Here is an 18,673-nt window from a genome sequence, read left to right on the forward strand (position 1 = left end):
CCCGCATGTCCGGATCTGACCGCACTCCCCACGCGCCCGCCGCCGGCGGCATGGCCCCGCTCAAGCACACGCTGTTCGCGGTGCTGTGGGGCGCCACCATCCTGGGCAATATCGGCAGCTTCATGCGCGACGTGGCCAGCGCCTGGCTGGTGACCGACCTGTCGTCCAACCCCGCCGCGGTCGCCATGATGCAGACCGCGGCCACCCTGCCCGTCTTCCTGCTGGCGATTCCCGCAGGCGTGCTGTCCGACATCCTGGACCGGCGCCGCTTCCTCATCATCATCCAGGTGCTGCTGGCCTGCGTCAGCTTCACGCTGCTGATGATGGCCAAGACCAACACGCTGACCGTGGAATACCTGATCGCGCTGACCTTCCTGGGCGGCGTGGGCACGGCGCTGATGGGGCCAACCTGGCAGGCAATCGTGCCGGAACTGGTGCCCAAGCCCGAGCTGAAGGCCGCGGTGGGATTGAATTCGCTGGGCATCAACATCGCCCGCGCGCTGGGCCCGGCGCTGGGCGGTCTGCTGCTGGCGGCCTTCGGCGCCGCCGCCGCGTACGGCGCGGACGTGCTCAGCTATGTGTTCGTCATCGGGGCGCTGCTGTGGTGGAAGCGTCCGAAGAAGGTCGACGACGGATTGTCCGAGCAGTTCTTCGGCGCCTTCCGCGCCGGCGTGCGCTATGCCCGGGCCAGCCACGATTTGCACGTGGTGCTGTTGCGCGCCGCAGTGTTCTTCATATTCGCCAGCTCCGTCTGGGCGCTGCTGCCGCTGGTGGCGCGCCAGATGCTGGGCGGCACCGCCGGCTTCTACGGCCTGCTGCTGGGCGCGGTGGGCGTGGGCGCCATCCTGGGCGCGCTGGTCCTGCCCAAACTGCGCCAGAAGCTGAACACGGACGGCCTGGTGCTGGCCGCGGCCATTGCCGCGGCTCTGGTCATGGCCGCCCTGTCCTTCGCGCCGCCGCAGTGGGCCGCCGTGCTGCTGCTGTTGCTGCTGGGCATGGGCTGGATCGTCGCCCTCACCACGTTTAACGGCGTGGCGCAGGCCATCCTGCCCAACTGGGTGCGCGGCCGCGGACTGGCGATCTACCTGATGGTATTCAACGGCGCCATGGCCGCCGGCAGCCTGGGTTGGGGCCTGCTGGCGCGGCAGATCGGCGTACCCGCCACGCTGCTGGCCGGCGCCATCGGTCTGGTCGCGGCCGGAGTCGTGTTGCATCGCATGCGCCTGCCTCAAGGCGAAGCCAACCTGGACCCGTCCAACCACTGGCCCGAGCCGCTGCTGGACGCGCCGGTAGCGCATGACCGCGGCCCCGTCATGGTGCAGATCGAATACCGAATCCGCGTCCAGGACCGCCCCGCCTTCCTGCAGGCGCTCAAGGCGGTGGCCGAGGAACGCCGCCGCGACGGCGCGTACGCCTGGGGCATCGCGGAACACACGGGCGATCCGGAGCGGGTGCAGGAATGGTTCCTGGTGGAATCGTGGGCCGAGCATCTGCGCCAGCATCAGCGCGTGTCGCAGGCCGACGCCGACCTGCAGGGCGAAGCCCAGCGCTTTCACGTCGGCCCCGACAAGCCGGTCGTGCATCACTTCCTGGCGCTGGATATGAAATCTGCCGGGCCAGCAGCGGCCGGTTCCCACCCGGCCCCGCCCGTCTGAGCCGCGCCGGCGCTCAGTGCGCCGAGGCGTCGAGGAAGCGGTGCACCACCCGCACCGCGGCGGCGCCTTCGGCGATGCTGGCCAGCACATGCTTGACCGACCCGGCGCGCACCGCGCCGACCGCAAAAACGCCTGGCTGCGAGCTTTCATAGGCCCGGGCCTGCATCGAACCCGCGGCGGCGCGGCCGGTGTGGATGTAGCCCTGGTCGTCAGTGTCCAGCCAGCCGTCCAGCCATGCCGTGTTGGCTTCGGGCGCCGCATCCTCCGCCGCCGCATCTTGCCTGCCGGTGGCCACGATCAGGCTGCGCGCCTCGACCATCCGGCCATCGTCCAGCCATACGCGATACGGGTAGCAGCCGCCATCGAACCCGCTGACGGTGCACCGGGCCAGCACATGCGCGCCGAAACGACTGCTCTGGTTCTCGGCGCGGCGCAGCAGGCCGCCATCGCAGAGGCCCGAAATAGTGCCTGGGAATCCCGACAAGGCGTCCAGGCCGGGCGCCTCGCCACAGGACAACGAACCGCCCACCAGCAACGTCTGCAGCCCCTCGGACGCGGCGTAGGCCGCGGCGGCCAGGCCAGCCGGGCCGCCGCCGATGACCGCCAGGTCCATTACCGGGTCATCCTCGCCGACGCGGGCGGCGCAACGCAGGATGGCGCCGCCGTATGGGCGCTGCCGCAGGTAGCCGATGCGCCGCAGAATGAATGCGCGCAGCAGGATCCCCGCCAGTTCGCGCTCGGCCAGGATCAGTTCTTCCAGCGCCGCGCGGCTCACCCGCAACAGGCGGCTGGCGGACACGGCACGCACCGTAACCGCGTTGGGGCGGTCGGTGAACAGATCCAGGCTGCCCGTAAACTCCCCGTCACGATGCACGAGCAGACTGTGCATGGCCTGGTCGGCCTCGCATTCCAGCACCTCGATGTAGCCTTCCAGCACGATGTAGAAGGCGGCCTCGCGGGCGCCGCTGGCCAGCAGCACGCTGCCGGACTCGACCGAGATCTCCATGCCATAGGATGCGGCCCGGGCGATCATGGCGCGGTCCAGCATCGGAAACGCCTGCGCATGCAGCATGGCCAGGCTGGGCGGCGGGTTGGCCGGCGGAACGCCGGCCGTAAAGCGGTTCATGTGGACACTCCCGGATCATCCGAGGAAAGCGGCAGGATAGCGGACAAGTTAGCCCCGGCCGTGCGGACCAGTCTTGCGCACTTGCATCCTGGTTTGTATGAAAGAGTAATGATCGCACTCTTGCCCGAACGGGCTGCTGTAGCCTGTTTCAGGGCTATCAGTGCGCTTTTGTCCAAACCAGCGCACTTGCGTCCAAGCCTGCGCAGGCGCGCATCCCTAGCATGACGGCGTATTGCAACCAGCGCCTGACGCCAACGCAAACCCACCGAGATTCCAGCCTCCGGACCATGCCAGCCTTGCTTGACGCGCCAACCAGCCTGCTCGACGCCTATCCCGGCGCGTCGGTCCAGGCTATCCGCACCAGCCCTGGCTGCAAGGCCGCGCTGGAGATTGCGCGCGTGGGCTATGCGCGGCCGGGTTTCGGAACCGCCCGCTCCGCCGGGCACGGCGACGGCTTCCTGCTCAGCGTGTCGCTCACGGGCGCCCAGCGCGTGCTGTACACCCCGGACCTGCCTTGCTCCACGCCGCTGGCGCCCGACGAGATCACCATCCGGCGCGCAGGCGATCCCTATCGCGCCGAGCTGAGCTCGCCCTTCGACTTCCTGTATTTCCGGGTCGCGCCCGAATCGCTTTACCGGCTGTCCGACGACCTGGGCGTGCCGAACGTCCAAACGCTCTCGTGCGAACCCGGCACATCCGATCCCGTGCTTGCCCGGCTGGGCAATGCGCTGCTGCCGGCGCTGGCCGACCCCGCGCACGCAGACCCGCTGTTCGTGGACCAGATGGCATTGGCCGCGCAGGTCCACATGATCCAGGCCTACGGCGCCGCCATCGGCCCGCAGGCCGACCTGGCGCCCGCGCGCGGCGGACTGGCGGCCTGGCAAGAGAAGCTGGCCAGGGACATGCTGACGGCCGACCTGCATGCCGACGTGTCGATCTCGGATGTCGCCCAGGGCTGCGGGCTATCGCGCAGCTATTTCATCAAGGCCTTCCGCCAGACCATGGGCACCACGCCGCACCGCTGGCTGCTGGAATGCCGGGTCGAACAGGCGAAACTGATGTTGCTGCAATCGGATGCGCCGGTGTCGGACGTCGCCCGCGACTGCGGGTTCTCGGATCAGGCCCACCTCACCCGCGTCTTCGCCAGCGTGGTCGGCGCCCCGCCCGCGGCCTGGCGGCGGCAGAACCGCAGCTAGGGCCGGGCCGGCGCCTCAGCCCACGTTTTCCCTGCGCCACGCGCCCGGCGACACGCCCACCACGCTCGTGAACACCCGCGTCATGTGCGCCTGGTCGGCAAAGCCGCACAGCAGCGCCACATCGGTGATCGACCGGCCCGGCACGCGCAGGAGCTCCTGCGCCTTCTGGACGCGCTGCTCCAGCAGCCAGCGGTGCGGCGTGGTGCCAACCGTCTGGCGGAAGGCCTTGATGAAATAGCTGCGCGACAGATTGCAGGCCTCGGCGATGTCCGCGATGGACGCGTTCTCGCGCAGGGTCGCCAGCAGCATGTCTTTGGCCCGCGCCTCAAGCTTGCGCGACAGAACCCGCGCTCCGCCCGTGTCGGCCCACCCAGAGGTGGCGCCCGCGCCGTACTGGCCAAGCACGTGCGTCCCGATAGCCAGGCTGAGGTGATCCACGAACAGGCTGCTGCTGGCGGCGGGATCGGCCACCACGCCCGCCAGTACCTGCGACAGATGGGCCAGCACCGCATCGCCCTCGCCAGCGCGCGGCAGCAGGCTGCTGACGCGCGGACCGCCCTTTTCATCGTTCACGCGCTCGATGAAGTCGCGCGACAGCTCGATCAGCATGAAATCGAAACCGCCTTGCAGGTCCGCCCGATAATCGTCGGTGAAATCGCGGATGTAGATCGAGCCCTGGTCGAAATCGTGGGTCGACGCGTGGTTGCCGTGCAGGATACGGCGCCGATGACCGCCGCGCATCGCGACCCCCACCAGAAAGCCGCGGTCGGATGCCGGCGTCGCCACATTGCCAAAGCGCTCGTTGTCGGTGCTTTTGCGATAGAAGGTCAGCCCGCCTCCGTGGAACTCCTGGTTCAGCGCCAGTTTGCTGGCGGAGCAGCCCAGCGCATCGGTCGATGGCGCGGGCTGTGCTTCAAGAAATTGGCGCTGTTGGGCAGGCATGGCGGTAGTCCAGATCGCGGCTTGCGCGTTTCGGACTCGAAGATAGCAGGCCATGTTGCTTGGCAACAAGCAACAATTCGCAAAAATCGACGGCCCCGTAGCATGCCCTCTTCGCAGCCGCCGCAGGCCAGATAGAAAAGCACGGTGTCGCATGAGTGCAGATCCGCCGGGTTAGTATGAGACGCGGCAATCCAGCAACCCGCACGGACATAACATCAAGAACCGGGATCCCATGGCCACCGCTACGCCCCGCCCCACCGACAAAACAGCTCCATCCTGGCTGCGCTGGCTGCCCGGGCTGGCGGTCCTGAAGTCCTATCAGGCCGCCTGGCTGCCCAAGGATATTGCCGCGGGTCTTGTGCTGACGACGATGCTGGTGCCGGTGGGCATCGCCTACGCCGAGGCCTCGGGCGTGCCCGGCGTCTACGGCCTGTACGCCACCATCATCCCGATGCTGGTCTACGCGCTGTTCGGCCCCAGCCGCATCCTGGTGCTGGGACCGGATTCCGCGCTGGCGGCGCCCATCCTGGCGGTGGTGCTCAGCGTTTCCAACGGCGACCCCATGCGCGCCATCGCGGCCGCCAGCTTGATGGCCGTCGTGTCCGGACTCTTTTGCATCGTGCTGGGCCTGATGCGCCTGGGCTTTATCACCGAACTATTGTCCAAGCCCATCCGCTACGGCTACATGAACGGCATCGCGCTGACAGTGCTGGTAAGCCAGTTGCCCAAGCTTTTTGCCGTTTCCATCGACGACGCGGGGCCGCTGCGCGAAATGCAGCAGTTGGCGCAAGCCGTGATGGAAGGGCAGACCCATTGGCCCAGCTTCGCGGTGGGCGCGGCCAGCCTGGCGGTGATCCTGCTGCTCAAGCGCTTTGACCGCGTGCCGGGCATCCTGATCGCGGTGATCCTGGCGACGCTGGCGGTTAGCCTGTTCAATCTGGACCAGCAGGGCGTCAAGGTGCTGGGCGAGATTCCGCAAGGACTGCCCAAGTTTGTCTGGCCCTGGCTCAGCGACGCGGACCTGATCAAGATCGTGCTGGGCGGCTGCGCCGTGGCGCTGATCGCCTTCGCAGACACCAGCGTGCTGTCGCGCACCTATGCCGCGCGCACCAACACGCGCGTGGACCCCAACCAGGAAATGGTGGGATTGGGCGTGGCCAACCTGGCCGCGGGCTTCTTCCAGGGGTTCCCGATCAGCAGCAGTTCATCGCGCACGCCGGTGGCCGAGGCCTCGGGGTCGCGCACCCAGCTCACGGGCGTCGTCGGCGCCCTTGCCGTGGCCGCCCTGCTGGTGGCCGCGCCCAACCTGCTGCGCCATCTGCCCAACAGCGCGCTGGCGGCCGTGGTGATCGCCGCCGCCATCGGGCTGTTCGAATTCAAGGACCTGCGCCGCATCTACCGCATCCAGCAATGGGAATTCTGGCTGTCCATGCTGTGTTTCGCCGCCGTGGCGGTCTTCGGCGCAATACCGGGCATCTGCCTGGCCGTGGTCATCGCCGTCATCGAATTCCTGTGGGACGGCTGGCGTCCGCACTTCGCGGTGCTGGGCCGCGTGCCCAACCTGCGCGGCTACCACGACCTGAAGCGCTACCCGCATGCGGCGCTGATCGACGGACTGGTGCTGTTCCGCTGGGACGCGCCGCTGTTCTTCGCCAACGCCGAACTCTTTCAGCAGCGGCTGATGGAGGCCGTTCAGGCCTCGCCCACGCCCGTGCAGCGCGTGGTGGTGGCGGCCGAACCGGTCACCAGCGTCGACGTCACGTCGGCGGACATGCTGCGCGAGCTTTGCCAGAATCTGGCCCAGCAGGGTATCGCCCTGCACTTTGCCGAAATGAAGGACCCCGTGCGCGACAAGCTCAAGCGCTTTGAACTGGCGCGCCTGTTCCCGGACAACCATTTCCATCCTACGGTGGGAAGCGCGGTGGACGCCTACCTGGGCAAGACGGAAGCACGGCGTCCCGGCGTCTAGCGCGCCAGGCCGGGGCCCCCTCTGTCCTGGCGGCGCCGCGCTGCGCCTTCAGCCCGGCGCCATCGCCTTGACGTGTTCCTTCAGTACGCGAACGAAGCGCTGCACATGCCGGCTGGGCGTATCGAAGCGCGACCGGACCAGGCTCAGCGCCAGCGGGATAGATTCGCGCAGCGGCCGCACCACCACGCCCGGCCACCCCGCCCCGCCGACCGAGAACTGGTCGACAATCGCCACGCCCGCCCCCGCGCGCACCAGGGCGCAGGCCAGTTCCGCACGCACGATATCCACCGACGGATTCCAGTCCACGCCCGCCCGCTGGAACGCCGCGGCCACCAGCCTGCCGAACGGGATATTGCGGCTATACAGCACCAGCCGGCAGGCCGCCAGCTCCGCCAGGCCCACGTCCGCCTGCGCAGTCAGCGGATGTCCTTCGGGCAGGATGCAGACCATTTCGCCGGTGGCGAAGGGTTCGACGACGAGGTTGGGATGGTCGATGGGCAGCACCGATACCGCCAGCTCGGCCTTGCGCCCCAGCAGCTCGTGCGCCATGTCCGCCAGCAGCGTCGTGTGGAATTTCACGCGCACGTTCGGATAGCGCTCAAGATAGCCCGCCACCACCGGCGGCAGGAAATTCAGCGCCAGGCTGGGACTGGAACACAGCGTCAGCGCGCCTTCAGGCCTGGCCGCCAGGTCGCGCGCGAACTCGTCGATGCGCAGCGCTTCTTCGAACAGCGGCCCCACTTCCTCGAACAGCCGGTGCGCTTCCTGCGTGGGCGTGAGCTTGCCCTTGTCGCGGTCGAACAGCTGCAGCCCCAGGCTTTGCTCCGTATGCGCGATCAGCCGGCTCACGGCCGGCTGCGATACGAACAGCAGCTTGGCCGCCCCGTTCATGGACCCCGTCAGCATCACCGCCCGGAACACTTCCATCTGCCTCAGCTTGAACCGCATAGTCTCCATCCGATAATCATTTGTTATATCCCCGAGCCAACTTAGCATAAGAGAAAATCCGGCCGCATCGGTAGCATCCCAGGACGTCGCCGGACGTTTTGTCCGGTCGCTTCGATAAAGGAACTGCATGATGTTGAAGCTGGGATTCGTCGGCCTGGGAATGATGGGCCTGCCGATGCTAGAAAACCTGGCCGGCGCGCGCGACGTCGCCATCCTGGCCCATGACCGCGATCCGGCGCGGCTGGACCGCCTGAAATCGCACCCCGCCTGGGGCGTCACGCTGCGCCCGGCCGCCCGCCTGGCTGACCTGGCCGACTGCACCGTGGTGATCACCATGCTGCCCAACAGCGCCGTGACCAACGCGGTGATTGAAGGGCGCGCCGATGAACCCGGCCTGGCCGCCCTGCTGCCGCGCGGCGCCACGCTCATCGACATGGGCTCGTCCAACCCCGCCGAGACGCTGCGCCTGGCGCCCCTGCTGCGCGAAGCCGGCGTCACCCTGATCGACGCGCCGGTGTCCGGCGCAGTGGCCAAGGCCGCCAACGGCACACTGGCCATCATGGCGGGCGGCGACGCGGCGGATCTGGAACGCGTTCGTCCCGTCCTGTCGCACATGGGCGCGACGCTGATCCACACCGGCGCCGTGGGCTCGGCCCACGCCATGAAAGCGCTGAACAACTACGTCTACGCGGCCGGACTGTTCGCCGCCAGCGAGGCCATGCTGATCGCCCAGGCCATGGACCTGGACGCGGACATCTTCACGCAGGTGCTCAACGCATCCAGTGGCCGCAACGTCGCCACCGAAACCAAGCTGGCGCAATTCATCGTGCCGCGCACCTTCAACGGCGGCTTCGCGCTGGCCCTGATGGCCAAGGACCTGCGCACGGCCGACAGCCTGCAGCAGCTGAGCGGCATGCCCGCGCCGCTGCTGTCCCTGTGCGCCAGCACCTGGGGCCAGGCGCAGGAAGCGCTGCCGGCCACGGCCGACAACACCGAGATCTACCGCTACCTGGAAGCGCAGCGCGACGCCGCCTGACGCCATCCCGCAAGCGGAACCACGGATGGACCGGCCGCCCGCCACGCGGACCGCGACACCGACAACGACACCCATAGAGGGGAGACAATCCATGCACAGAAACACCACCTCCATTGCCCTGGCGCTTGCCGCGGCATTGACCGCCGCCGGCCCCGCGCTGGCGGCGCCCTATCCCGAACATCCGATCCGGATGGTGGTGCCCTTCCCGCCTGGCAGCATTACCGACGTCGTCGCGCGCAGCCTGGGCAAGCACATGGCCAGCGACCTGGGCCAGCCCGTGGTCGTGGAGAACAAGCCGGGCGCAAACGGCATCATCGGCACCCACGACGTCGCCCGCAGCAAGCCGGACGGATACACGCTGGTGGTGGTTGGCGTGTCCACGGCGGCCAGCGGCGTCAGCCTGTTCAAAGACCTGCCGTACAACCCCGCCAAGGACCTGGCGCCCATCGGCGCGGTGGCGGAAACGCCTTATCTGCTGGTGGGCACGCCCAAGGTCGCCGGCGCCAACGTGGACGAACTGTTCGCCTATGGCCGCCAGCACCCCGGCAAGCTGACCTATGCCTACGGCTCGGGCAGCGCGCAGGTGTTCGGCGCCAAGCTGGCGGCGATGGGCAATATCAACGTGACCGCGGTGCCCTATCGCGGCGGCCCCCAGGCGCTGACCGACGTCATCGGCGGCACGGTCGACCTGACCTTTACCGATATGGCCAACGGCCTGCAGCAGGCGCGCGCCGGCAAGGTAAAGGCCTATGGCGTCAGCACGCCCGAACGTTTTGCGCTGGCTCCCGACATTCCCACGCTGAACGAAAGCGGCGCGCCCGGCTTCGACCTGACGGTCTGGTTCGGCCTGATGGGGCCCGCCGGCCTGCCGCAGCCCGTCGCGGACCGCCTGGCCAAGTCGCTGAACCTGGCGCTGGCCGACAAGGAACTGCAGGAAACCTATGCCCGCCAGGGGCTCACCGTCAAAACCCAAAGCCCCGCCGAGTTCGGCGCCTTTATCGGCGCCGAGATCGACAAGTGGGCCGCCATCGTCAAGGAAACCGGCATCCCGCCGCAATGACTCCCCAGAAGGAACCGCAATGTCGTTGATCGCTATCCGCAAACGCTGCCTGATCGTCGAAACCAGTTTTCACGAAAACGGCCCGCCCCCTGCGCGGCCGCTGAAACTGGCCGCGTCCTGCGCCGTCATCAAGAACCCGTACGCCGGACGCTACGAACCGGACCTCATGCCCTTCATGGCGGAACTGCGCGAACTGGGCACCCTGTTGGCCACGGAACTCGTGGACACCCTGGGCAAGGACAACGTGGAGGTCTACAGCAAGGCCGCCATCGTCGGCCTGAACGGCGAAATGGAGCATGGCGCGGTGTGGCACGAAGCCGGCGGCTGGGCCATGCGCACCGTGCTGGGCGAACCCAAAGCCATGGTGCCGGCGGTCAAGGCCGTGGCCGTGGCCGGCTACCGCATGATGGTCCCGGTCCACTACATCCACGCGTCCTACGTGCGCAGCCACTTCAACAGCATCGAGATCGGCATCCAGGACGCGCCGCGCGCCAACGAAATCCTGTTCGCCCTGGTAATGGGCACAGGCGGCCGCGTGCATTCGCGGCTGGGCGGCCTGACCAAGGAAGCCGTGTCGGTGCACGACGGCCAGCGCTGACGGATCCGCTGGCCGGGCGCTTCAGGCGTCGCGCAGATACGTCTCGGCCAGCCGGCTCCAGAACGCCGCCCCCACGCACAGGTTGTCGTCGTTGAAGTCGTAATTGGCGTTATGCAAGGCGCGCCCGCCGTCGGCGGGCCCGTTGCCGATCCGCACCAGCGCGCCCGGGACGGCCTGCATCATGTACGCGAAATCCTCGCTGCCCATCAGCGCGGGCATGTCGCCGATCACCTGTTCCTGGCCGACCAGCGCCCGGGCCACTTCCAGGGCCAGCGCGGTTGGCGCAGCCGCGTTGTCCACCACCGGATAGCCCTCCACATAGTCGATCTGCACGCTGGCCTCGTGGCTTTCGGCGGTGGATTCGCAGATCCGCACGATACGCTCGCGCAGCCGCGCCCGCACCTGCGGGCTGAATGAACGCACCGAGATACCGATCTCGGCCTCGCCCGGAATCACGTTCAGCGCATCGCCCGCCCGCAGCCTGCCAACAGACACCACGGCCGCCTGCGAGGGATCAATGTTGCGCGACACGACCGTCTGCAGCGCCATCACAATGGCCGCCGCCGCCACCACCGGATCGGTCGCCAGCTGCGGGCGCGCGGCATGCCCGCCGTTGCCGATGACCTTCACGAACACCCGGTCGCCCGCCGCCATGAACGATCCGCTGCGCGTGAGGAACTGGCCCACGGGCGCGCCCGGATGATTGTGCATCGCCAGCACCATATCGCAGGGGAACCGCTTGAACAGCCCCTCTTCCACCATGCGCTTGGCGCCGCTGTCAAAACCGCGCTCTTCCGCGGGCTGGAAGATCAGGTGCAGCACGCCCGAGAACTTGCGCGTACGCGCCAAATGGCGGGCCGCGCCCAGCAGCATGGCCATATGGCCGTCGTGTCCGCAGGCATGCATGCGCCCTTCGGCCTGGCTGGCATAGGGCAGCCCCGTCGTCTCGCCGATGGGCAGCGCGTCCATATCGGCGCGCAGGCCCAGCCGCCTGGCCCCGGAACCGGCGCGCAGCGAGGCCACCAGCCCGGTGCCCGCCAGGCCCGTCATGACCTCATACCCCCATTCCGTCAGCAGCCCGGCCAGTCGGGATGCGGTGGCGTGCTCCTGGAACGCCAGCTCGGGGCGCTGGTGCAGCGACCGGCGCAACGCCGTCAGCTCGGGCTTCAGGTCTTCCAGGTCTGCCACCGTGGTGGGCGCTGCGGCGTTGCGGGCGGCCATCACGCGATCCCGTTGGCGCCGACCAGCTTCACCAGCGCGCCCCATTTCTCGTACTCGCGCTTGAAGAACGCGTCTAGCTCGGCCTGCGACATGGGCGCATACGGCGGCACGCCTTCGTTTTCCAGGCGCGTACGGATCGCGGGATCCTCCATCGTGCCCTGCACCGCCTCGCGCAGCTTTGCGACGATCTCCGCGGGCACGCCCTTGGGCAGGCAGAACGCATTCCAGGTCACGATGTCGTAGTCCGTCTCCAGCACTTCGGCGACCGTCGGGATCTCGGGCGCAGCCTTGAGCCGCTCCGTTCCCGACACCGCCAGCGCCACCAGCCGACCCGCCTTGACCTGCGGCCCCAACACCGACCATGCGTCAAAGGCGAACGTAAGCTGGCCGCCGGTCAGGTCGGTCAGCACCTGCGGACCCTGTTTGTACGGCACGTGCAGCAGCTTGGGCACACCCATCTTCTGCGCCAGCACGTGGCACGCAATATGGCTGGACGTGCCGTTGCCATTCGAGCCATAGCTGGCCTTTTCCGGATTGGCCTTGACGTGCGCCATCAGTTCCTTGAGCGTCTTGATTCCCGAGCTGGCCGACACGACCAGCACGACGGGAACCTGGATCGTCACCGCCAGGGGCTCGAACGCCTTGACCGGGTCAAAGGGCAGGTTCGCGTAAATGTGCGGGTTGATCGCGTAGGTGCTGGCGGTGCTGTACAGAACGGTGTAGCCGTCGGGCCTGGCGCGCGCCACGGACGCCGCGCCGATGTTGCCGCCGGCGCCGGCCTTGTTCTCCACCACGATATTGGCATCGAGCCGCTTCGCCAGCCCCGTGCCGATCATCCGCGCCACGATATCCGTGTTGCCGCCGGGAGCGAACGGAACCACGACCGACACCGGCTTGTCCGGATAGCCCTGCGCGGCCTGCGCGCTGCGCCACGGCATGGCGCCCGCCAGCGTAAGCAGGGGCAGCCCGGCCAGTTGTGCGCAAAGAGCGCGACGTTTTTCATTCATGATTTCCCCTTGTAGGTTTATTTGGTGGCATCCGGCGCAAACCGGCCCACGTGTGCGCTCACCTCGAAGCGGCCGGCATTGGCCGATGCGCGGTGATAGTCGCTAAGCGCCATCGGCGTCGCCCACCACACGCCCTCGGCCTTGGCGATATGGGCAAAGAACTTGTCCAGCAGCCGCAGGCGCTGCGCGCGGCCCGAGATCCAGTCGTGGACGGTGATCATGCACAGGCCGCCCCACTCGCGCACGCCCTCGAATTCCTCGATCCAGCTTTCTAGCACCGCGTTCGGATTGGCCGGATGCGTCTTGTCGCGCGGGCCGTTGGTGTAGCGGAAATACAAGGCGTCGTCGATGGTCCAGGTGACAGGAACCTGCACCAGGCCGTCGATCGTGTACGGGTGGTCAAAGCCCATCAGCGAACTGTCGTAGGCCAAGCCCGCGCGGCGCAACGACGCCAGGCTGGCGGGCGAATGCTCGAACGACGGCGCGCGGTAGCCGCGGCAGGCCGTTCCGGTCTGCTTCTGGAAGACCTCGATGCTGCGGCCCAGATAATCGTCCAGCGTGGCATCGTCCAGCGTATCCAGCCGCTCGTGGAAATACCCGTGATAGCCGACCTCGTGTCCCGCCTTCAGCAGCGTAGGCAGCAGATCCGGATAGGTTGCGGCCACCACGCCCGGCACGTAGAACGCGCCCTTGATGCCCCACTTGTCCAAGAGCGCCAGGATCCGCGCCACGCCCTGCCGCGGGCCGTACCGGCGCTGTTCCAGCTCGCCCAGCGCCAGGGGCTGCCGGTCGCGCGCGGTCCAGAAATACGGGGACTCCGCGTCCAGGTCCAGCGTGAACGCCACCGCGCAGCGCTTGCCCTCGGGCCACGCGTACGCCGGAAACGAAATGCGGCTGTCTTCATGCATCGTGATTGCGCGCATGGAGGTATCCATCGGTTTTCTCCTTGATGATTCGTTGGTCAGACCTGGGCGCGGCGATTGATGCCGCCCCCGCCGTCCACCGACAGCACCTGGCCCGTCGTGAACGACGCCGCGTCGCTGGCAAGAAACAGCACCGCCCGCGACAGTTCCCCCGGCTGGATCATGCGTCCCAGCGGAATCGCGGCCGCGATGCTGTCCAGATGCGTCTGCGGCAGCAAGGCGCTGTTCTCGCCCTGCGCCAGGCCCGGGCGGACGGCGTTGACGCGGATGCCATGCGGGGCAAGCCTGACCGCCAGAATGCGCGTCATCTGCTCCAGCGCCGCTTTCGACGGCCCGTAGATCGCGCCGTTGCCGCGCGCCACCTCGGCCGACGCCGAACTCACATTGACCACCACCCCGCGGATCCCGGCGGCGATCCAGCGCCGCGCCAGCGCCTGCGTCAGCTGCAGCGGACCCAGCAGGTTCACGTCCAGGATGGCGCGGCACAGTTCCGGCGGCGCATCCAGGATGTCCGCGAACGGAAAGATCGCCGCGTTGTTCACCAGCACCCGGGGCAGCGACGCATCGTCCCAGCCGGCCACCAGGCGTTCGATCGCCGCGCCGTCCGTCACATCCAGCGCCACGTGCCGCCCGGCGCCGGCGTCTTTGGGCTCGACGGCGCGGTCGGCGCCGGTCACCGCCGCGCCCGCCTGCGCAAAGGCTTGCACCAGTTCGCGCCCGAAATGCCCGTTGCTGCCGGTCACCAGCACGTGCTGATCCAAAAACGCGCTCATGCCGCGGTCTCCATCAGCGCGTCGAGGTTGGCGTTGCCGAAGTCGCGGCCGCCAGACTCCATCTCGCGGATTATCGCGATCAGGCGCGACACCGTCGGCGTTTCGATGCCGGCGGCCTGCCCGTGCGCCACGATGTCCGTGATCTGCGGATCCACTTCCGTCGGACGCTTGCGCACGGCCAGGTCGCGCCACACGCCGCTGCGCGGCTTGCCCACCCAGCGGCGGCAATGGTCCGTGATCTGCTGCATCTGCGCCCAGGCGTCGTCGATGCTGGCCGACGCGGTAAAGGCGTCAGGCGCAAAACCGTCGAACGGCGCCGGATCCACGCCGCTGGCGCGGGCCACTGTCACCACTTCACGGCACAGCGCGCGCCACAGCGGCAGGTAATGCCGGTTGCCAAGCTGCTCCACGATCGTGTCGTTCGACATCGCGGTCGTGAACAGCAACGACCCGATCGCCACCTTGCTCCACTTGTAGCCCATCAGGCGGTCCGTCCAGCCGGACTGCGGATCCACCTGGCGCAGCAGCGCCTCCACCTGGCGCGACCGGGCCGTATCGGCGCCGTCGATCTCGCCCACCCGCAGGCTGCCCTGGCCGCCGAACTGGATGCGCCCGGGACCCACATAGTCCGACGCAAAATTCACTAGCGCGCCCAGCGTGCGCTCCTGTCCCACCACCCCAGCGATCGTCGCCTCGGTCAGGCCGTTCTGCAGCGCCAGCACCCAGCCGCCGGCGGCGAGGCGCGGCGCAATCATCTGCATGGCCTGGCGGGTGTGCTGCCCCTTCACAGACAACATGATCCGCGAATACGTGCCCTGCGCCTCGGACGCCAGGCAGGCCTGCATCCGCGAGAACGTGCTCTTGCCGTCCGGACCGACGATCTCCAGCCCATGGGCGCGTACCGCCTCCACATGCTCGGGCACCACGTCCACCAGCAGCACATCCTGACCGGCGTCCGCCAGCTTCGCCGCCACCACGCCGCCAATCGCGCCGCCGCCCCACACCACAATCGGATCCTGACTCACTGCCTACCACTCCCTTGTTACCCGCGCACGTCCAACGGCCGGCGTCAGGGAGAAATTCTGAAAGCAGCAGACATATAATTCAATTTCGAAATTTGCTCGAATACTTGCGCATTGCGCATGTATTTCCGAAGAGGGGAAAACCGGCATGAACTACCGCGCCTATGAGGCGCTGCACGCCTTCGTCGTGGGCGGCAGCGTTGCCCAGGCGGCGCTGCGCCTGCACCGCACCCAGCCCCAGGTCAGCCGCCTGCTGGCCCAGCTGGAAGAAGAAGCGGGCTTCGAAATCCTGCGCAAGACCGGCCGCCGCCTGGAACTGACCGACGACGGATACGAGTTCTACAAGCGTATCTACGGCCTGCTCCGCGCCCAGGACGCCGTGGCCGATTACGCCGAAGACATGCGCCAGGGCCGCCGCGACCGCGTCCGCGTCCTGGCCGCCAACCACATCATCGACGGCCTGGCCATCGAAGCCCTGGGCCGCTGCCGCCTGAAGACGCCCGGCTTCACCGCCGCGCTCAACGCGCGCATGCCCGCCGAACTGCAGTGGTGGCTGGCCCAACAGCAATTCGACCTGGCCCTGGTCCAGCTTCCGCTGGACCATCCCGCCATCGAAACCGAACTGCTGTGCAAAAGCGAAATCGTCGCCGTCATGCACCCCAGCCACCCCTACGCCAGCCGCACGCAGATAGGCCCCGAAGACCTGCAGACCGAGCCCTACATCAGCCTGGGCCGCCGCAGCATTCTTGAACAGCGCTGCCTGGCTGCCTTCGAAGCCACCAACGCCGCCGCGCACAGCGAACTGGAAGTCTCCTTCAGCACCATGGCCATCCAGCTTGCGGCCATGAACTGCGGTATTGCGCTGGCGGACCCCATGGCTACACTAGCCCAGCGGCACCTGGACATCGCCGTCCGGAAATTCCGCCCCGCCATCAAGCTGCACTACGGTCTGGTCTTTCCCAAAGGCAAGCGCCGCAGCCCCGCCACCGAGCAGCTCGTCGACGAATTGCGCCACGTCGCAAAGGCCAAGATCGCCGACCTGCAGCGACTGTTGGATGAGCGATCACTGGAGACGACATGAGCGAACAGACACGCAAGGAAACGCCCGCCCGCAAAAAAGCCTTGGCGCCACCCGGAGAAGTCGTCCTCCTGTCGGGCGGCAACCCGCAGATCCCCAAGGGAGACGGCGACGAGCCCGTGCAGGCCTACATCGCGGCCATGCCCGGCTGGAAATCCGAAATCGGTCGACGCATCGACGCCGTGATCGAGCAGACCGTTCCCGGCGTCGCCAAAGCCGTCAAATGGAATTCCCCCTTCTACGGCATCGCGGGCGACGGCTGGTTCCTCAGCGTCCACTGCTTCAACAAATACGTCAAAGTGACCTTCTTCCAGGGCGCCTCGCTGCAACCGCCGCCTTCCGGAAAATCCAAGTATCCCGCCGTGCGGTACCTAGACATTCACGAGGGCGAATTCGACGAAACCCAATTCGCCGACTGGGTCAGCCAGGCCAGCAAACTGCCCGGCGAAAAGCTGTAGGCGCCCGCCATCCCCGCGCAACGACCTCAACGTCAGACGTAAACACGCATGCAATCAGGCACCCTGGAAAAACAGCTGGATTTCCTCAGGGAAATCGACCGCCTCAAAACCGTCATCCGGCAATCCCCGCTGCTGGACAAGAGCCGCAAGGAAAACTCCGCCGAACACTCCTGGCACCTGGCCATGTATGCCCTGGTGCTGAGCGAGTACGCCTGTGGAACCGTCGATGCGAAGCGCGTCATACAGATGCTGCTCTTGCACGACATCGTCGAGATCGACGCGGGCGATGTGCCGATACATGGCGGGTCAGGCCAGGCATTGCAGGCGCAAAAGGAAGCCGACGCCGCGGCGCGCTTGTTCGGGATGCTGCCGGGTCGGCAATGCGAAGAGTTTCTGAGTCTGTGGCAAGAGTTCGAACAGGCGGAAACCGACGACGCAAAATTCGCAAAGGCGCTGGACCGGTTCCAGCCTTTGCTGATCAACGTGTTCACGGACGGCGGGACGTGGACGGAGAATGGCGTGTCGCTTGAGCAGGTGCTGTCCCGCTATGGTCCAGCCATTCATAGCGGTGCGCCGCAGTTGTGGGCGGTTTGCGAACAGTGGGTGAAGCGACACTTTGCACAGGCCGCGTCACGCGCTGGCGAGGCGCGCTGAGCCGGGCGCTGGCGAGGTTCACGGTTTCTTCGGTCCTCGCCGTGGCGGCAATCGGCAGATTGCCGCCGCCGGACAGGCAGTCAGTCTGCAGCTCTTACTTCAGCATGCAGCCAGTTCAAAGCTGGAATACATTGCTTCAGGGCGTAACTTGATAGCCCTTCTGCTGCATGCAACTGCTATAGACCGGCGACACGGCGGCTTTCTGCTGCGACTGATTCGCCCGGTCCTGCCGCCGATCCTGACGCTGCCGCGAACGGCCCACCACCCGCCCCGGTTACGTCCGCATCCTTCGCCTGATTTTGCCAATACTGCTGCTAAGTGTCGTCATCCATACGACCATAGACTTCCTCATGCTGCTGCCCGCGCGCGCCGGCAACCACCGCTCCGGCAGTTGCTCCAACTGCGGCGCCCCGGGGCGCGACCACCGCCCGCGTTCGGATTGTTTGAGCTGGTGCTAGGCGTGCCAGCCTTGACCTGGCGATGTCTTGCTGGGTGGTTTCCAGCGACCGGCGTTTGAACGGTGTCACAGTCGGGCCCGGGTGGATGGGCAAAATCCGGAGAGGATGAGCGCCACGCATGGAGTTATGGACATTTTCATGAAAAGCTCCATTGGTATTAGAGGGCCCTGGAGGATTCAAATTAGCGCTGAGGGTGCAGCGTGAGCAAGGTCGAACGTATTCTAATCCGGACACTGCCATACCATCCAACGTCAGCCATCGGCTAAGAATGGACTTGGATCACGACTTCTGCTCATTAGTAGCCCAACAACGCCTTCCGCTAAAACGCATTTCAATGTTTGAGCAAGGGAGCAGCCGACTCCTTACGCAACATATAGCGCGTCGACACCAATACTCAATATTAAGTATTCCGTCCCCGCTCTATCCTCCATAGCATTTTTCTCAAAGCCACACCGCGAAAGACAAATATTGGTGCATTACAAGTTCGCCAAAAATTTACCAATCCTAAAATTTTCTCAACAAAAGTTCGGTTTCATCTCACCATATTGT

The 18,673-nt window shown here is 66.8% G+C and carries 17 protein-coding genes; 9 read left to right on the forward strand and 8 right to left on the reverse strand.

What is annotated here, in order from left to right; genetic code table 11:
• Positions 1-5 precede the first annotated feature (5 nt).
• Entirely contained in the window at positions 6-1,655 is a 1,650-nt protein-coding gene (locus KYC_RS03930) for an MFS transporter (RefSeq protein ID WP_008159101.1), read from the forward strand.
• A 13-nt stretch (positions 1,656-1,668) separates the two neighbouring features.
• Here KYC_RS03930 and KYC_RS03935 read toward each other — a convergent pair whose 3' ends face one another.
• On the reverse strand, positions 1,669-2,781 hold the full coding sequence (locus KYC_RS03935; RefSeq protein ID WP_008159102.1) for a Crp/Fnr family transcriptional regulator: 1,113 nt from the start codon (positions 2,779-2,781) through the stop codon (positions 1,669-1,671).
• Positions 2,782-3,068: 287 nt separating this feature from the next.
• Between KYC_RS03935 and KYC_RS03940 the strand changes: the two genes are divergently transcribed.
• Positions 3,069-3,977: a helix-turn-helix domain-containing protein gene (locus KYC_RS03940; protein ID WP_043517481.1), complete on the forward strand. Its 909-nt coding sequence runs from the start codon at positions 3,069-3,071 to the stop codon at positions 3,975-3,977.
• A 15-nt stretch (positions 3,978-3,992) separates the two neighbouring features.
• Here the strand turns inward: KYC_RS03940 and KYC_RS03945 are convergent, their stop codons facing one another.
• Positions 3,993-4,919, reverse strand: a complete 927-nt coding sequence (locus KYC_RS03945; protein ID WP_008159104.1) for a helix-turn-helix domain-containing protein — start codon at positions 4,917-4,919, stop codon at positions 3,993-3,995.
• A 232-nt stretch (positions 4,920-5,151) separates the two neighbouring features.
• Between KYC_RS03945 and KYC_RS03950 the strand changes: the two genes are divergently transcribed.
• Positions 5,152-6,888 (forward strand): SulP family inorganic anion transporter, encoded by a 1,737-nt coding sequence (locus tag KYC_RS03950; protein ID WP_008159105.1) that lies wholly within the window; start codon positions 5,152-5,154, stop codon positions 6,886-6,888.
• Positions 6,889-6,936: 48 nt separating this feature from the next.
• Here KYC_RS03950 and KYC_RS03955 read toward each other — a convergent pair whose 3' ends face one another.
• The gene (locus tag KYC_RS03955) at positions 6,937-7,836 is read right to left on the reverse strand and encodes a LysR substrate-binding domain-containing protein (protein ID WP_008159106.1); all 900 of its coding nucleotides are present in this window, start codon (positions 7,834-7,836) and stop codon (positions 6,937-6,939) included.
• Between the two features lie 127 nt (positions 7,837-7,963).
• Between KYC_RS03955 and KYC_RS03960 the strand changes: the two genes are divergently transcribed.
• The 3 genes from KYC_RS03960 (at position 7,964) to KYC_RS03970 (ending at position 10,530) form a co-directional block, all read left to right on the forward strand.
• On the forward strand, positions 7,964-8,872 hold the full coding sequence (locus KYC_RS03960; protein WP_043517483.1) for an NAD(P)-dependent oxidoreductase: 909 nt from the start codon (positions 7,964-7,966) through the stop codon (positions 8,870-8,872).
• A 91-nt stretch (positions 8,873-8,963) separates the two neighbouring features.
• Positions 8,964-9,932 (forward strand): Bug family tripartite tricarboxylate transporter substrate binding protein, encoded by a 969-nt coding sequence (locus KYC_RS03965; protein WP_008159108.1) that lies wholly within the window; start codon positions 8,964-8,966, stop codon positions 9,930-9,932.
• Between the two features lie 19 nt (positions 9,933-9,951).
• Positions 9,952-10,530 carry an amino acid synthesis family protein gene (locus KYC_RS03970; protein ID WP_008159109.1) on the forward strand — a complete coding sequence of 193 codons (579 nt, stop codon included), beginning with the start codon at positions 9,952-9,954 and terminating at the stop codon, positions 10,528-10,530.
• Between the two features lie 21 nt (positions 10,531-10,551).
• Here the strand turns inward: KYC_RS03970 and KYC_RS03975 are convergent, their stop codons facing one another.
• Genes KYC_RS03975 through KYC_RS03995 form a run of 5 tightly spaced genes read right to left on the reverse strand, consistent with a single transcriptional unit; the run spans position 10,552 to position 15,479 of the window.
• Positions 10,552-11,751: a M20 aminoacylase family protein gene (locus KYC_RS03975; RefSeq protein ID WP_008159110.1), complete on the reverse strand. Its 1,200-nt coding sequence runs from the start codon at positions 11,749-11,751 to the stop codon at positions 10,552-10,554.
• Entirely contained in the window at positions 11,751-12,758 is a 1,008-nt protein-coding gene (locus KYC_RS03980; RefSeq protein ID WP_008159111.1) for a Bug family tripartite tricarboxylate transporter substrate binding protein, read from the reverse strand. The genes KYC_RS03975 and KYC_RS03980 overlap by 1 nt, the downstream gene beginning before the upstream one ends.
• A 17-nt stretch (positions 12,759-12,775) precedes the next feature.
• Entirely contained in the window at positions 12,776-13,693 is a 918-nt protein-coding gene (locus KYC_RS03985) for a polysaccharide deacetylase family protein (RefSeq protein ID WP_008159112.1), read from the reverse strand.
• 26 nt (positions 13,694-13,719) lie between these two features.
• Positions 13,720-14,454, reverse strand: a complete 735-nt coding sequence (locus KYC_RS03990) for an SDR family NAD(P)-dependent oxidoreductase (RefSeq protein ID WP_008159113.1) — start codon at positions 14,452-14,454, stop codon at positions 13,720-13,722.
• Entirely contained in the window at positions 14,451-15,479 is a 1,029-nt protein-coding gene (locus KYC_RS03995; protein WP_043517485.1) for a ketopantoate reductase family protein, read from the reverse strand. Before KYC_RS03995 ends, KYC_RS03990 begins: the two co-directional genes overlap by 4 nt.
• A gap of 145 nt (positions 15,480-15,624) precedes the next feature.
• Here KYC_RS03995 and KYC_RS04000 point away from each other — a divergent pair, with 145 nt between their 5' ends.
• From KYC_RS04000 to KYC_RS04010, 3 genes are read left to right on the forward strand one after another with little or no spacing between them, the layout of a single operon-like run.
• Entirely contained in the window at positions 15,625-16,557 is a 933-nt protein-coding gene (locus tag KYC_RS04000; RefSeq protein WP_008159115.1) for a LysR family transcriptional regulator, read from the forward strand.
• Positions 16,554-17,012 carry a DUF1801 domain-containing protein gene (locus KYC_RS04005; RefSeq protein ID WP_008159116.1) on the forward strand — a complete coding sequence of 153 codons (459 nt, stop codon included), beginning with the start codon at positions 16,554-16,556 and terminating at the stop codon, positions 17,010-17,012. Before KYC_RS04000 ends, KYC_RS04005 begins: the two co-directional genes overlap by 4 nt.
• 48 nt (positions 17,013-17,060) lie before the next feature.
• Positions 17,061-17,666, forward strand: a complete 606-nt coding sequence (locus KYC_RS04010) for an HD domain-containing protein (RefSeq protein WP_008159117.1) — start codon at positions 17,061-17,063, stop codon at positions 17,664-17,666.
• Positions 17,667-18,673: the final 1,007 nt, after the last annotated feature.

It is taken from the genome of Achromobacter arsenitoxydans SY8, assembly GCF_000236785.1.
In the GTDB taxonomy this organism is placed as follows: domain Bacteria; phylum Pseudomonadota; class Gammaproteobacteria; order Burkholderiales; family Burkholderiaceae_B; genus Achromobacter; species Achromobacter arsenitoxydans.

What these genes read in the sequence shown, in the direction of transcription:
- KYC_RS03930 (WP_008159101.1), top strand. Translation starts at nt 6, where the DNA reads ATGTCCGGATCTGACCGCACTCCCCACGCGCCCGCCGCCGGCGGCATG.
- KYC_RS04000 (WP_008159115.1), top strand. Translation starts at nt 15,625, where the DNA reads ATGAACTACCGCGCCTATGAGGCGCTGCACGCCTTCGTCGTGGGCGGC.
- KYC_RS03975 (WP_008159110.1), bottom strand. Translation starts at nt 11,751, where the DNA reads ATGGCCGCCCGCAACGCCGCAGCGCCCACCACGGTGGCAGACCTGGAA.
- KYC_RS03985 (WP_008159112.1), bottom strand. Translation starts at nt 13,693, where the DNA reads ATGGATACCTCCATGCGCGCAATCACGATGCATGAAGACAGCCGCATT.
- KYC_RS03945 (WP_008159104.1), bottom strand. Translation starts at nt 4,919, where the DNA reads ATGCCTGCCCAACAGCGCCAATTTCTTGAAGCACAGCCCGCGCCATCG.
- KYC_RS04010 (WP_008159117.1), top strand. Translation starts at nt 17,061, where the DNA reads ATGCAATCAGGCACCCTGGAAAAACAGCTGGATTTCCTCAGGGAAATC.
- KYC_RS03935 (WP_008159102.1), bottom strand. Translation starts at nt 2,781, where the DNA reads ATGAACCGCTTTACGGCCGGCGTTCCGCCGGCCAACCCGCCGCCCAGC.
- KYC_RS03940 (WP_043517481.1), top strand. Translation starts at nt 3,069, where the DNA reads ATGCCAGCCTTGCTTGACGCGCCAACCAGCCTGCTCGACGCCTATCCC.
- KYC_RS03990 (WP_008159113.1), bottom strand. Translation starts at nt 14,454, where the DNA reads ATGAGCGCGTTTTTGGATCAGCACGTGCTGGTGACCGGCAGCAACGGG.
- KYC_RS03980 (WP_008159111.1), bottom strand. Translation starts at nt 12,758, where the DNA reads ATGAATGAAAAACGTCGCGCTCTTTGCGCACAACTGGCCGGGCTGCCC.
- KYC_RS03970 (WP_008159109.1), top strand. Translation starts at nt 9,952, where the DNA reads ATGTCGTTGATCGCTATCCGCAAACGCTGCCTGATCGTCGAAACCAGT.
- KYC_RS03960 (WP_043517483.1), top strand. Translation starts at nt 7,964, where the DNA reads ATGATGTTGAAGCTGGGATTCGTCGGCCTGGGAATGATGGGCCTGCCG.
- KYC_RS03955 (WP_008159106.1), bottom strand. Translation starts at nt 7,836, where the DNA reads ATGCGGTTCAAGCTGAGGCAGATGGAAGTGTTCCGGGCGGTGATGCTG.
- KYC_RS03965 (WP_008159108.1), top strand. Translation starts at nt 8,964, where the DNA reads ATGCACAGAAACACCACCTCCATTGCCCTGGCGCTTGCCGCGGCATTG.
- KYC_RS04005 (WP_008159116.1), top strand. Translation starts at nt 16,554, where the DNA reads ATGAGCGAACAGACACGCAAGGAAACGCCCGCCCGCAAAAAAGCCTTG.
- KYC_RS03950 (WP_008159105.1), top strand. Translation starts at nt 5,152, where the DNA reads ATGGCCACCGCTACGCCCCGCCCCACCGACAAAACAGCTCCATCCTGG.